We start from the raw sequence: 15,253 nt of genomic DNA on the forward strand, positions 1-15,253 counted from the left end.
TTCTCATTGAGAAGAGGGCCTAAAAATTTATTTGGAGGTGTGACATGAAAATAAAAATCGGATTATTAGGACTTGGAACAGTAGGAACAGGAGTATATAAATTGATAACTTCAAGAGGAGGTCATATAAGGGAGAGTACAGGGGTTTATCCTGAGATAAAGAAGATACTCGTGAAAAATCTCAATAAGCCAAGGAAAGTGAAGGTAGAAGGACTACTTACCCAAAATGCTGAAGAAATTTTGAAAGATAAAGAGATAAAAATAGTCATTGAAGCAATAGGAGGCATTTCTCCAGCTTACGAATATGTGAAGGAAGCCTTGTCTTCAGGGAAGCATGTAATCACTGCAAATAAAGAATTGATGGCTAAACATGGGGAAGATTTAAATGAAACAGCAAAAAAAAATGGAGTGTTTTTAAAATGCGAAGCAAGTGTTGGAGGAGCAATACCTATACTTCATCAAATTGATAGATTAAAAATCACAGATGAAATAGATTTTGTAGGAGGTATAGTAAACGGCACTACTAACTACATTCTTACGCAAATGTCTACTAAAGGAAAAAGTTATGAAGAAGCACTTAAAGAAGCTCAGCAATTAGGTTATGCAGAAGCAAATCCCGATTATGATGTAAAAGGTTTTGATTCACTGTATAAACTGATTATTCTAATGCGCAAAGTATTTAATGTAAATGTGCCGGTAAATTCTATAAGGAGAAGTGGGATTGATGGGATTGCAAGAGAAGATTTAGATTATATCACTGAATGGGGGTATAAATTAAAATTGTTTGCATGGGGAAAAAAGATAGAAAATGGTGTTTTTGCAGGAGTAGAACCCGTTTTGGTTGAGGAAAGCAATATTTTGTCGAGGGTAAACGACGTAAATAATGCTGTTATTCTTAAAGGAGATAGTTTTGGCGAATATGTATTTGTGGGCAAAGGGGCAGGAGAGCTTCCTACTGGAGATGCAGTTGTCGCGGATTTAATTGATATACTGTTAAATTATAATATCAAAGATAATGATGCAGCAAAGCTTCTTCCAGTTCGTCAAGGAAGCTTTACAGATACGTTTTATATAAGACTCAAAATGCATAAAGGAGATATTTTAAATCTACAAAAGATTTTGAATTTCTTTAAAAGAGAAGAAGCTTTAATCTTAGAGTCCTCTTACGAAAATGACACATTTGCTGCTGTAATTAAATTAAAGACAAATATTGATGTATTTGTAGAAAAGCTAAATGACAAAAAAATTGGAGAACTAAAAGCAATTTTTAAAGTGTTACAAGAGGATATAGATGAGTTACAGTTAAAAGAATTTGAAGATTTGGTAGGAGTAATTTAGAAATCAAATATTTATATTTGATGAAAGGGGATAAAGATTATGTCTAAAAAATATGGTTTTTCAACTTTGGCAATTCATGAAGGGTGGGAGCCTGACCCAACTACGGGAGCTGTAGCACTTCCTATATATCAAACTTCTTCCTTTGCTTTTAAAAGTACTGAGCACGCTGCAGACCTCTTTGCCTTAAAAGAAGAAGGGTATATATATACTCGAATGATGAACCCCACAGTTGACGTTTTTGAAAAGAGAATAGCTGCATTAGAAGGTGGAGTAGGTGCCCTTGCTGTATCTTCAGGTCAAGCAGCTATAACGCTGGCAGTTACTAATATCGCAGGAGTAGGAGACGAGATTGTATCTTCTACCAATCTTTATGGAGGGACTTATAATCTTTTTGCGACTACTTTGAAAAAGTTTGGTATAAATTTTAAGTTTGTGGACCCCAGCAATCCTGAAAACTTTAAAAGTCAAATAACAGATAACACAAAAGCTTTGTACGTTGAGACTATTGGCAATCCAAAGATTGACGTGGCTGACATTGAAAAAATAGCAGAAATTGCCCACACTGCAGGAATTCCTCTCATTGTAGATAATACTTTTGCAACTCCTTACCTTGCACGGCCTATCGAGTTTGGGGCTGATATAGTGGTACATTCGGCGACTAAATTTATAGGTGGACATGGGACTTCTATAGGTGGAGTTATAGTAGATTCTGGAAAATTTAATTGGGACAATGGAAAGTTTCCAGAACTTACAGAACCAGATCCAAGTTATCATGGTATAAGGTATGTAAAAGATGTAGGCGAAGCAGCTTATATTGTAAAAGCGAGGGTGCAGCTTTTAAGGGATTTGGGTACTGCTTTGAGTCCCTTTAATGCATTTTTATTCGCACAAGGATTAGAGACTTTATCTCTTAGGATGGAAAGGCACAGTCAAAATGCTTTAAAAGTTGCAGAGTTTTTAGCTTCTCATCCCTACGTTTCGTGGGTGAATTATCCAGGACTTAAATCAAGTCCATATTATGCTTTGGCACAAAAGTATTTGCCAAGAGGGCAAGGAGGAGTTTTGACTTTTGGCATAAAAGGTGGATTAAAAGCAGGCATTAAGTTTATAGAGAGTTTAAAATTATTTACTCATCTTGCTAATATAGGGGATGCAAAGTCTTTGGTTATACATCCAGCCAGCACGACCCATCAGCAGTTATCAAAAGAAGAACAGCTAGCTTCTGGTGTTACGGAGGATATGATAAGACTTTCTGTAGGGCTGGAAGACATAGAAGATATATTAGAAGACCTTGATAATGCGCTTTATGCATCGCAAAAATAGATAAGGAAAGGTTGATGTAGATGATAGTTGAGGAAAAAAAGGTTACACTAAAAGGGAAAAATATATTCACTACAGAAAGTGGATATAGTTTTGATGAACTTACTATTGTTTATGAAACTTATGGAAAATTAAATAAAGAAAAAAATAACGTGATACTTGTGGAACACGCTTTAAGTGGCAGTGCACATGCAGCAGGTATGCATCCTGGGAAAAATAACGTGGGCTGGTGGGACCCTTTAATTGGTCCGGGCAAGTATATTGATACAGATAAGTATTTTGTCATATGTTCTAACTTTCTTGGCAGTTGTTATGGAACGACAGGCCCTTCTTCTATAGACCCTAGAACAGGAAAACCTTACGGTTTAAGGTTTCCAAAAATTAATATAAGAGACATGGTGAGAGTGCAGAAACTTCTTCTAGATTATCTTGGCATAGACCGGATAAAAGTCGCTATTGGAGGGTCTATGGGAGGAATGCAGGCTTTAGAGTGGGCAGTGACATACCCGGATTTAGTGGATAAATCTATTGTCATAGCTGCTGATTATAAGCTTACTCCTCTTAATATTGCGTATAATCATGTAGGAATACAATGCATACTAAATGACCCACATTTTTACGGCGGTGATTACTATGATAAGCCCCATAAACCTGATAAAGGATTGAGTACTGCCAGAATGCTGGGAATGATAACCTACAAAAGTGGCGATTTATTTGACTATAGATTTGATAGGTTAAGAGATGAAAACAATTTTGAAGTGGAAAATTACCTCAACTATCATGGTTTGTCTTTTATAAACAGATTTGATGCAAATTCCTATTTATATATTTTATGGGCTATGAATGAACATGACATTACGAAGCCTTATGGTTCTTTAAAGATGGCACTTAAAAGGATTAAAGCGGAAATACTCATGATAGGGATAGATACAGATATGATTTTTCCTTCTAAGTACATGAGGGATTTCATTAAAAAACTTAATGCTTCAGGAGGGTGTGGCAAAATTGAAGAAATATCTTCAATGCAAGGTCATGACTCTTTTTTGGTGGATATAGATAAGATTGGACCTATTATTTCGGATTTTATAGAAGAAACATACAATAAAGAAATGGTTTGTGTATAATTGTAAAAGAACAGTCCCTTTTAAAAGGGGGTTGTTCTTTTTTATGCTTTATTAATGTTATAATTAATATATCGGAATTTTAAAAAGAGGTGATTTTGATGTCAAAAAAAGAAATAAAACTTGGTTTTGTAGGGCTTGGCTTTATTGGGACAATCCATTCTATAGCTTGTTTTTCAATGCCTTTGATATTTAAAAACCTTCCTTTTGAAGTGAAACTTGGACCTGTGTACAAGAATAACATAGAAGATATACCACATTTTTTTGAAAAAGGTGTAAAAAGTATTGAAGAAATGTTGGAAGAGGGCGGCCTTGATGCTGTCGACATATGTACCCCTAATTACCTTCATTATGAACAGGCGATGAAAGTGATAGAAAAAGGCATTCCATTATATCTTGAGAAGCCAATAGGAGTTAACGGCAAAGAAGCCTATGAAATAATGGAAAAGGCAAAAGAAAAAAGGATAATACATCAAACAGCTTTAATGTATAGGTTTATGCCTGCTGTAAACCAGGCAAGAGATATGATAAAAAATGGAGAAATAGGTGAAATTTTAAATTTTAAAGCTTTAATGCTTCATTCAGGATATATGGACCCTAAAAGGCCTATGTCCTGGAAAATGAAAAAAGCTACTTCTGGTGGTGGAGCAATAGTTGACATGGGGATACACCTTGTGGATGCAGTAAGATTTATGATGGGAGAAATAAAGTCTTTAAGATCAAATTCGAAGACATATTTTAAAAAAAGGCCTGTATCCAAAGGCTCTGAAATTTATGAAGAAGTGGATGTAGATGACTGGACAAATGTAGAAGTGGAAATGAAAAATGGAGGATGGGGAAGCATCGAAGCTTCAAGGATATCTGCCGACCTTGAGGAGGAGACTCGATTTGAAATATACGGTACAAAGGGCTCAATAAAAATATCTACAAAACATCCTCGTTATGCTGTATTATATAAAAAGCAAGAGAATGTCCAAATAATTGGCGATTACGATACAAAAAGCAAATTTAGCGAGTATGTGGAGTCAATATATCCTACAGAAAAGTATTCTCTTGGATGGATGGTAGATTTACACATGGCAAGCCTTATAAATTTTTTTACAAATATAGTAGAGGATAAAATTGTATTTAGTGAGACACCCACTTTTGAGGAAGCCTACAAAGACCAGGTTATTTTGGATAAAATATTATTATCAGCTGAAAATAATGGGAAAGTTATTAGTAATCTAAAAGATTAGTTGTCAGTATATTATTCAATCAATAAGATAGGGGTAGTAATAAGATGAAAATTACAGTAAAAAAAGAGTTTTTGAAGAGAATGGAGCAATTACTTAAAGAAGAGTATGAAGATTTTTTAAAGGAATACGACAAAAAGCCTCAAAAAGGCTTAAGAGTGAATACATTAAAAATCGGTGTAGAAGAGTTTAAAAAAATTGTTCCTTTTGAGATAACCCCAATTCCTTGGTGCCCAACTGGGTTTTATTATGATAAAGAAGAAAAGGCGGGCAACCATTTGTACCATATTTTAGGACTTTACTATATTCAAGAGCCGACAGCGATGGCAGTTGTGGAGGTGTTAGACCCTAAACCAGGGGAAAAGATTCTCGATGTAAGTGCAGCGCCCGGTGGTAAGACTACACACATAGCTACGAAAATTGGCGATGAAGGAATAATTGTTGCTAATGAAATAGATAAAAAAAGAATAAAAGCACTGGTGGAAAATGTAGAGAGAATGGGAATAAGAAATATTGTCATAACAAATGAAACTCCTGAAAAGTTGGCTACCGCATTTGAAGGATATTTTGATAAAATTTTGGTAGATGCTCCTTGTTCAGGAGAGGGAATGTTTAGAAAAGACCCTACAGCAAGGAAAATTTGGTCTTTAAATAATGTCATGAGTTGTTCTATTACACAGAGAAATATTTTGCGAAGTGTAGCTCCTTTATTAAAAAAGGGAGGCATTTTGGTTTATTCTACCTGTACTTTTGCTCCTGAGGAGGATGAAGGAGTTATAAAAAAATTTTTAGAAGAACATCCTGAATTTGAAATTGAAGAAAGTGAGATTAGCAAATTCTTTGACAGAGGGCATCCCGAATGGGTTGAAGGTCCTGAAGATTTAAAAAAATGCATGAGATTATGGCCACATAAGGTGAGAGGAGAAGGACATTTTATTGCGAAACTGAGAAAAAAAGAGGAAGAAGAACCAGACTCTAGATTTAAAAAAGCAAAAGGCAGAAAAAAGCAAAAAGAATTACAACTATTTTACGATTTTGCTGATAAATATCTTAATTTAGACTTAGATAATCTAAATATTGAAGTGCATAATGATTTTGTTTACCATGTACCAGAGGGTTTACCGGATTTGAGTAATATAAAGGTATACAGATACGGTTGGCAGTTAGGGGAGCTTAAGAAAAACAGGTTTGAGCCTTCTCACTGGTTGGCAATGGGAATTAAAACTTTCCAAGCTAAAAGACTTTTGGAACTTGAAAGAGAACAAAGGGAAAAATATTTAAAAGGTGAAACTTTTGAATTGGACTTAGAAGACGGCTGGATTTTTTTTACTATAGAAGGGTTTCCTGCGGGATGGGGCAGAATTGCAAAAGGGGTAGTTAAAAATTATTATCCTAAGTGGCTTAGAGATATAAAAGTTTGGGAAGAATAGTTGTGTAATGCTCGCGTATGCGAGCTTTTATTTTTATGCTTTAAAATCTCAATTTTGGGGGAATAATATTTTTAGCTGAAATTGCAGTGGAGAAGGAGTTGACAGACCGTGTGGTACATAGTAGCTTTAGTTTTGCTTTTAATAGCAACTTCAATAGTACATATTTCAAAAAATCAGAGATTAAGTAGAGAAGATTCGATTAGGGATTTTGACGATATCATTTTAAATTCGGAAGAAATGGAAAAGCATGCAGCAGAAATAGCGCAGAATCACAACATAATGAAGAGAACTAAATTATCCTATTTGCTAATTCCGCGGATGAATAAAAACTACAACTACATAAAGAATGTTTACAGAAATTTGAACAGCATTTTAAAAGAAGAGGATGTCTATATTTCTCAAGAAGAGGAGTGGTTGTTAGATAACTTTTATATAATCGAAGAGCAAGTTAAGGAAATAAGGAAAAGTTTGTCAAAAAGTTATTATTCGGGGCTTCCAGGGCTTAAAAATGGTTTATTCAAAGGTTACCCAAGAATATATGCTATAGCCTTTGAGCTAGTTCTTCACACTGATGGGAAAATTGATGAAAAAGCCATAATTAATTTTATAAAGGCTTATCAGACAAAGGCTTTGCTTTCCAGCTCTGAGCTGTGGGCTTTAAGCCTTATGATACGTATTGCTTTGGTGGAGAAAATAAAAAAGATTTGCGAGAAAATTGTAGAAACTCGCCACCAAAGGGAAAAAGCAGAAAAGATACTCACATTGCTTTTGGAAAAAGAAATGAAATATGAAGAAGTGAAAAAGCTTATAAGGAACAATATCAATGTTGCAGACAGATTCCCTCTACAATTTATTGAACATTTGGTAAGTAGACTTAGAAAAGAAGGGAGTAATTCTGTTAATGTCATACAGTCTATAGAAAAAATTTTAATGGAGTATGATACTAGCATTAACGATGTAGCAGAAAAGGCTCATCAAATACAGGCAAAAAGGCAAATTTCTATAGGCAATGCTATTACCAGTTTAAAAACTGTTTCCTCTCTCGATTGGGCACAAATTTTTGAAAGTTTGAGTTCCGTAGAGCAAGTTTTGAGGCAAGACCCGGACGGTACATATCCTAAGATGGATTTTGAATCAAGAGATTATTACAGACATGAAATAGAAAAAATAGCTAAATATTATAATACTTCAGAAACTTATGTTGCTAAAAAGGCAATTGAATGTGCAAAAGAAGTGACAGAACAAGAGGGAAAACTAGGATATATAAACCATGTAGGATTTTACCTTGTAGGCAAAGGAAGAAGTATTCTTGAAAATAAGCTGAGTAACAAATCAAAAAGGACAATAAGCTGGAAAAAAATTGCCAAAAAATCTCCAGAGACTTTGTATGTAGGTTTAATTTTAATCTTCCTATTGGTGGAGGAGTTTTTTGCATTAAAATATATAGCAAATTTTTCTAATAAATGGGGGCTATTATTTATCTCTGGTGTAATTCTTCTAATACCTTTTAGTGAAATGTCAGTTCAATTAGTAAATTGGATTTTAGTGCATATTTTTAAGCCAGTAGTATTGCCAAAAATTGAGTTAAAAGAAGGTATTCCTGAAGATGCTAAGACAATGGTAGTTATTTCTTCTCTTTTGCCAGATGAAAAAAGGACAAAAGAGCTGATTGAAAATCTTGAGGTGTATTATCACGCCAACAGAGAAAAGAATTTGTATTTTGGCTTATTAGGGGATTTTAAAGACGCTCCTTTTGAGGTTATGTCGGAGGATGAGAAGATTGTAAAGTGTGCTTTGGAACAAATTGAAAAGTTAAACGAGAAATATTCTAAAAACGGCGAAAAGATATTTTACTATTTCCACAGAAAAAGAAAATACAATCAAATGCAAAAAAGCTGGATGGGCTGGGAAAGAAAAAGAGGAGCTCTTGTCGAATTTAATGAACTTTTAAGAGGGAAGGAAGATACGAGTTTTTATGTAGTTAGTGGAGATGTTGCCAAACTAAATATAAAATATGTAATAACTTTGGATGCAGATACAAATTTGCCTATTGATACTGCTAAAAAATTAGTAGGTACTATGTTGCATCCCTTAAACAAAGCAGTGATTGACAGAGATTATGGTGTAGTAGTAGAGGGATATGGACTATTGCAACCTAGAATAGGCATTGATATAGAAAGCGCAAATGCTACACTGTTTTCTAAAATCTATGCTGGAGAAGGCGGTATAGATCCATATACTACAGCAGTATCAGATGTTTATCAGGATTTGTTCGGAGAAGGCATATATACAGGTAAAGGAATATACGATGTAGATGTATTTAGAGAACTTTTAAGAGATACTATACCGGATAATTCTATTTTAAGTCATGACCTTTTAGAAGGGTCCTTTGTGCGAACCGGTCTTGTCAGTGATATAGAATTGATTGATGGCTATCCTGCTAAATACAATTCCTATATCATGAGACTGCACAGATGGGTAAGAGGGGATTGGCAGTTATTGCCTTATTTGAAATCTAAAATAAAAAATAGAAAAGGAGAAATGGTAAAAAACCCCCTTTCTTTAATAACTAAATGGAAAATTATAGACAACCTAAGAAGAAGTGTTGTTTCAGTTGCCTTGATGTTAATGCTATTTTTAGGATTTAGCCTTTTGCCGGGAAGCAGTTTTTTATGGTTAGGGGTTGCGATTTTAACTGTATTCTTCCCAATTCTACCTGCTTTAGTTGACACTATTTTTAAAGGCCAGTTCAGACACTATTGGGAAAAAAGACATAAAGCCGTGATAACAAGCATAGAAGCCGCTTTTTATCAATCATTACTTAATTTTGCGTTTTTACCCTATCAAGCTTATATGATGGCAGATGCAATAGTTAGAACACTGACGAGACTGTATATAACTCGAAAGAATTTATTAGAATGGGTTACGGCTGCTGACATGGAGAAGCGACTTAGAAATGACTTTGCAAGTTTTTTTAAAAGAATGTGGATAGTTTTAGTAGAGGGATTAGCATTAGTTGCATTAGTTATGTATTTTAAACCCCAAGATTTAATTGGGGCAATAGTGCTTTTTTTCCTTTGGGCAATTTCTCCCTACATTGCTTTTTATATAAGCCAGCCAATAATTTCAAAAGAAAAAACTGTGTCACAAGAGGAAATGGAGGAATTGCGACTAATTGCGAGAAAAACCTGGAGATTTTTTGAAGACTTTGTGACAGAAAGCCAGAATTATCTACCACCAGATAATTTTCAAGAAGACCCGCCTAATGGGATTGCGGAGAGAACGTCACCTACAAACATAGGACTTTACTTGGTTTCAGTAGTTGGAGCAAGAGATTTAGGCTATATAACCACAACTGAGATGGTAGAAAGAATCAAAAAAACCCTCACTACAATTGGAAAAATGGAAAAATGGAACGGCCATTTGTACAATTGGTACAATACGAGGACTTTAGAGCCTTTAAGGCCCTATTATGTGTCTACTGTCGATAGCGGAAATTTAGTAGGTTATTTGATTACAGTAAAGGAAGCAATAGGTGAATTTTTAAATAAACCTCTTATAGATATTGAATTGGCAAAAGGCTTAAAAGATACTATCAAAATGTTGAATATAGAAGGAATTACTGAAGATATTTTTAGAAACATTTTAAATAAAAAAACTTTAATGCCATCTGATTGGGAGGTATTCTTAAGTAAAATTAGTGAGAAACTTTCAAGTACAGAAGATGAGGTAGGAAATATTGAAAGGTTAAAGAATATAATTGGGGCTTTAAAAAGGGAGATGAAAGAATTTTTAGCATGGACAGAATTTGATGAAAGACAGAAAGAGCAAGAAATTTTTAAAAGATATAAGGAGGTTTTTGAAGAACATTCATCTCCAAAAGAATTGGAAAAAGTCTATAAAAACTATTTATTAGAAATAGAAGAAGTTTTTAAAAAAGCTACAGAAGAGGAGAAAGCTTTGTTAAAAAGTCAAAAAGATAAAGTTGCCCAGGCTCTGGAGAAAATTAAAAAGTTGGAGGCAGAGATTGAAAATATAAAGAGTACAATTGAAAATTTGGTAGAAAAAACAGAGTTCAGGCATTTGTATGACGAAAAAAGACAATTATTCTCAATAGGGTACAATGTTGAAGAGGAAAAACTTACAAAGTCTTATTATGATTTGTTGGCTTCGGAAGCAAGGCAAGCAAGTTTTATTGCTATTGCAAAAAGAGAAATTGATAAAAAACATTGGTTTAAATTGGGCCGGATGCTTGCCATTGAAAATCGTTATAAAGGCTTGGTATCTTGGTCTGGAACGATGTTTGAGTACTTTATGCCCCTTTTAATAATGAAAAATTACCAAAATACTTTATTGGATGAAACTTATGCCTTTGCTGTAAGAGTGCAAAAAAATTATGCTAAAGAATTAGGAATTCCATGGGGTATATCGGAGTCCGGATTTTACGCTTTTGACATAAATTTGAATTATCAGTACAAAGCTTTTGGAGTCCCAAGTCTAGGTCTTAAAAGGGGATTATCCCACGACAAAGTAGTAGCTCCTTATGGGTCTTTGCTGGCTATTGGAGTAGATGTAGAAGGGGTACTACAAAACATAAGGTTCCTTAAAAAAGAAGGAGTTGAAGGGAAATACGGTTTTTATGAAGCGATAGATTATACACCAGAAAGATTTCCTTTTGGCAAGAAAAGTGCGATAGTCAAAAGCTTTATGGCTCATCACCAAGGTATGGCTTTTGTGGCTTTAGACAATTTTATAAATAACAATATAATGCAAAAAAGATTTCATAAAGACCCAAGTATAAAAGCTATTCAAATATTATTACAAGAAAAAATGCCAATGTATTTAGATATAACGAGGGAAGAAAGAGAAGAAGCAAGAAAAATTCAAAAAGTTCGCAAAGAAGATGGAGACTTTGTAAGGGTTTTAGGAGAATCAAAAACTTGGCTGCCAGAGGTTCATATTTTATCGAGCGGAAGATATTTTGTAATGCTTACAGAAAAAGGGACAGGATACAGTAAAAATAACAAAGGTATTTTCTTGACAAGATGGAGGAAAGACTTGGCGCAAGATTTTGGTACCTTTATATTTGTTCAAAATATAAACTCTAATACTGTATGGTCAGCCACTTACGCTCCCTTTTACGAAAAAGGTCAGAATTACAGGGTTGTTTTCTCTGCAGATAAAGCAGAATACTTTAAAAGAGTTGGAAATATAGATACTCACTTAGAGATAGTCGTTTCACCAGAGGATGATGTGGAGATAAGGCGGTTGACTTTAAAAAATCATAGTAAACATCCGAGAATATTAGAAATTACAAGTTTTGGAGAAATAAGCTTAATAGATTTGCCAACAGATGTGGCACATCCTGCTTTTAATAAACTTTTTGTAAAAACAGAATTTTTAAAGGAAGAAGATGCAATTTTAGTCTGCAGAAAGCCAAGGGAACAAGGAAAAAATAAACTATGGGCTGTGCACAAGGTAGCAGTTTTAAGTGGAGAAATTGTGGGAGATACTCAGTTTGAAACTGATAGAGCAAAATTTATAGGAAGAGGAAGAAGTCTAAAAAATCCAATTGCTTTAGAAGCTGATCAGCCCCTTTCCAATACAGAAGGAGCAGTTCTTGATCCTATTGTAAGTTTAAGAAAAAGAGTAAAAGTAATGCCAGGGGAAGTAGCAAAAGTAGTATATATTTCTGCAATAACTGAAACTAAAGAAAAAGCCATAAAAATTGCTGCAAAATACAAAGAGGAAAATGTAGTAGAAAGAGATTTTGAAATGTCGTGGACAAGAAGTAGGGTAGAATTAGATTATCTTAATTTAAAACCCAGAGAATTAGGCCTTTTGCAAAGAATGTTGGCTCACATTTTATTTGTGAGTCCTCAACGCAGGTATAGAGAAGAGATGATTTTGAAAAATGTAAAAGGTCAATCTGGTCTGTGGGCATATGGGATTTCAGGAGATTTGCCAATTGTGTTAGTAGAGATAGAAAAGATGGAAGAAATAGAAATGGTAAAGTGGTTTTTAAAAGCTTATGAATATTGGAAAATGAAAGGGATAAATATTGACCTTGTGATATTAAACAAAGATAAAAGCGGTTATCTACAGCCCTTACATGATAAGATAAAAGAATTAATTAATACTACCTTTTCTTATGACATTTTTGGCAAATATGGAGGCGTATATTTGTTACAGCAAAATAATTTAAAAGAGGAAGATGTATATCTTTTAAATACTGTTGTTGCCCTTAAGTTTGAAGGAGGAAATGAATCTATTTACGACCAGATAATGATTAAAGAGACAAAAAACGCTCCAAAACTTAAAAATTGGGTCAAAAAAGTACAAAATTTTGAAGAAATCAAATTAGAGGAATTACCATTAGATTATTACAATGGTTTTGGAGGATTTAGCTATGATGGCAAAGAGTATATCATAAAGTGGGAAGGCAAAAGTACTCCTGCTCCTTGGATAAATGTGATTTCCAACCCTTCTTTTGGCTTTCAGGTGTCAGAAACAGGAGCAGGGTATACTTGGGCAGAAAACAGCCGGGAATACAAATTGACTCCATGGTACAATGACCCTGTTTTAGACCCCCATGGAGAGGTAATTTATTTAACAGATGAGGAAACAGGGGACAGATGGTCAATTACTCCTTTACCTGCTGGTAAAGCAAAAGTTCATTATATAAAACATGGTTTTGGGTATACTTCATTTGAAACAATATGCTGTGGTTTAAGCCAACACTTAAAGATGTTTGTAGCAAAGGAAGATTCTATAAAGATAAATTTAGTTACCATCAAAAATTTAGGGAATGAAAACAGGAAACTTACAGTATCTTATTACATAAGGCCAGTTTTAGGAGTAACTGATGAGATTACTTTTCCGTATCTATTTACAAAGTACGATGAAAAAATAGGAGCATTAATGATTAAAAATGTGTACAATGAAGATTTTGCTAATAGATTAGCATTTTTGTCAGCTTCAGAAAAGATAAATTCATTTACAGGCGACAGAGCAGAGTTTATAGGAGTTGCTTCAAGTTTAACTTTACCCCAAGCATTGGAATATGAGACTCTCTCAAATTCTACAGGAATATCATTAGACCCCTGTGCTGCAATACAATTTCATGTAGAAGTAAAAGCTAAAGAAGAAAAGCAATTTACAATCTTGTTAGGACATGGTAAAAACGAAGAAGAAGTAAAAAGGTTGATTTTAAAGTATACAAATGTTGAAAATTGTCAGAATGAATTGCAAAGAGTCCAAGAATTTTGGCAAGAGCTTCTAAGAAGGATACAGATTAAAACTCCTGACAAGTCAATGGATTTACTTGTAAATGGATGGCTGCCTTATCAAACAATTGCGTGTAGATTGTGGGCAAGGTCAGCTTTTTATCAATCAGGAGGAGCTTATGGCTTTAGAGACCAATTGCAGGATGCTATGAATATGGTATATCTAGAGCCAGAATTTACAAAAAATCAAATAGTCAACGCTTGCCAGCATCAGTTTGTTGAAGGAGATGTGCAACATTGGTGGCATCCTGTATTAAATAAAGGTATAAGGACAAAATTTGCCGATGACTTGTTGTGGCTTCCTTACGTCACAGCTGACTATATAGAAAAGACAGGAGATTGGCCTATACTGGACATAGAAGTAAATTACTTAGAAGATTTGCGTTTAAAAGAAGAAGAGGAAGAAAGATATTCAACACCTCGTATATCTGAAACAAAAGGTACAGTATATGAGCATTGCATAAGGGCTATAGACTATTCGTTAAAATTTGGAGAACATGGTTTGCCTTTGATGGGGGCTGGCGACTGGAATGACGGAATGAATAAGGTAGGAAACAAAGGAAAAGGGGAAAGTGTATGGCTTGGCTGGTTTTTGTACACTATTCTTCAGAAGTTTTCGCCCATATGTCAAACTAAAAAGGATGAAGAACATGCAAAAAAGTATCAAGAAATAGCTAATAAATTAATAAAAGCTATAGAAGAAAATGCATGGGACGGAAGTTGGTACAGAAGGGCTTACTTTGACGATGGGACACCTTTAGGATCTGTAGACAATTCAGAATGTAAAATTGATTCCATATCTCAATCTTGGTCTGTTATATCTAAAGCGGGAAAAGAAGTAAGAGTAAAAGAGGCAATGAAGGCTGTTGTAAATTATTTGGTCAATGAGGAAGAAGGGATAATAAAGCTTTTAACCCCTCCCTTTGACAACGGGGATTTAAATCCGGGGTATATAAAAGGATATGTTCCAGGAGTTAGAGAAAATGGGGGTCAATACACTCATGCGGCAGCATGGGTAATACTCGCCTTTGCAGAGCTAGGAGAAGGAGATAGAGCATGGCAACTTTACAATATGATAAATCCTATAAATCACACCAGGACCCCTATTGAGTGTATGAAGTATAAAGTAGAGCCCTATGTCATGGCTGCAGATGTGTATGCGGTAGAACCTCATGTAGGAAGAGGAGGTTGGACGTGGTATACTGGCGCAGCAGGTTGGATGTACAGAATAGCAATTGAGAACCTCTTGGGTTTGAAAAAATACGGAGAAAAACTTATAATAGACCCTTGTATACCAAAAAATTGGGATAAATATGTGATAGAATATAACTATAAGAATACGAAATACCTAATAGAGGTAAGAAATCCCGAAGGTGTTAACAAAGGTGTAAAAGAAGTATATATAGATGGAGAGCTTGTCACAGATAAGACTATTGATTTAACAAAAGAAGGAAATGGTCATCAGGTGTTAGTGATAATGGGATAAGAAGAAGCTATGACGACTTTTGTCATAGTTTCAATTTG

General features: G+C 34.5%; 6 protein-coding genes. All 6 read left to right on the top strand.

What is annotated here, in order from left to right:
• The first annotated feature begins 44 nt into the window (after positions 1-44).
• Complete coding sequence (locus THEBR_RS02585) at positions 45-1,337, top strand: homoserine dehydrogenase (protein ID WP_012269033.1); 1,293 nt, start codon at positions 45-47, stop codon at positions 1,335-1,337.
• Between the two features lie 39 nt (positions 1,338-1,376).
• Positions 1,377-2,660 (top strand): homocysteine synthase, encoded by a 1,284-nt coding sequence (locus THEBR_RS02590; RefSeq protein WP_006569537.1) that lies wholly within the window; start codon positions 1,377-1,379, stop codon positions 2,658-2,660.
• A gap of 20 nt (positions 2,661-2,680) precedes the next feature.
• Positions 2,681-3,781: a homoserine O-acetyltransferase MetX gene (gene metX / locus THEBR_RS02595; protein ID WP_003867485.1), complete on the top strand. Its 1,101-nt coding sequence runs from the start codon at positions 2,681-2,683 to the stop codon at positions 3,779-3,781.
• 98 nt (positions 3,782-3,879) lie between these two features.
• On the top strand, positions 3,880-5,016 hold the full coding sequence (locus THEBR_RS02600; protein ID WP_012269034.1) for a Gfo/Idh/MocA family protein: 1,137 nt from the start codon (positions 3,880-3,882) through the stop codon (positions 5,014-5,016).
• Positions 5,017-5,060: 44 nt separating this feature from the next.
• Positions 5,061-6,443, top strand: coding sequence for an RsmF rRNA methyltransferase first C-terminal domain-containing protein (locus THEBR_RS02605; protein ID WP_012269035.1), 1,383 nt, complete (start codon positions 5,061-5,063; stop codon positions 6,441-6,443).
• A 108-nt stretch (positions 6,444-6,551) separates the two neighbouring features.
• The gene (locus tag THEBR_RS02610; RefSeq protein WP_012269036.1) at positions 6,552-15,215 is read left to right on the top strand and encodes a glycoside hydrolase family 94 protein; all 8,664 of its coding nucleotides are present in this window, start codon (positions 6,552-6,554) and stop codon (positions 15,213-15,215) included.
• Positions 15,216-15,253 lie beyond the last annotated feature (38 nt).

The sequence above is a fragment of the Thermoanaerobacter brockii subsp. finnii Ako-1 genome (assembly GCF_000175295.2).
GTDB lineage: Bacteria > Bacillota > Thermoanaerobacteria > Thermoanaerobacterales > Thermoanaerobacteraceae > Thermoanaerobacter > Thermoanaerobacter pseudethanolicus.

What these genes read in the sequence shown, in the direction of transcription:
- THEBR_RS02585 (WP_012269033.1), top strand. Translation starts at nt 45, where the DNA reads ATGAAAATAAAAATCGGATTATTAGGACTTGGAACAGTAGGAACAGGA.
- THEBR_RS02590 (WP_006569537.1), top strand. Translation starts at nt 1,377, where the DNA reads ATGTCTAAAAAATATGGTTTTTCAACTTTGGCAATTCATGAAGGGTGG.
- metX (WP_003867485.1), top strand. Translation starts at nt 2,681, where the DNA reads ATGATAGTTGAGGAAAAAAAGGTTACACTAAAAGGGAAAAATATATTC.
- THEBR_RS02600 (WP_012269034.1), top strand. Translation starts at nt 3,880, where the DNA reads ATGTCAAAAAAAGAAATAAAACTTGGTTTTGTAGGGCTTGGCTTTATT.
- THEBR_RS02605 (WP_012269035.1), top strand. Translation starts at nt 5,061, where the DNA reads ATGAAAATTACAGTAAAAAAAGAGTTTTTGAAGAGAATGGAGCAATTA.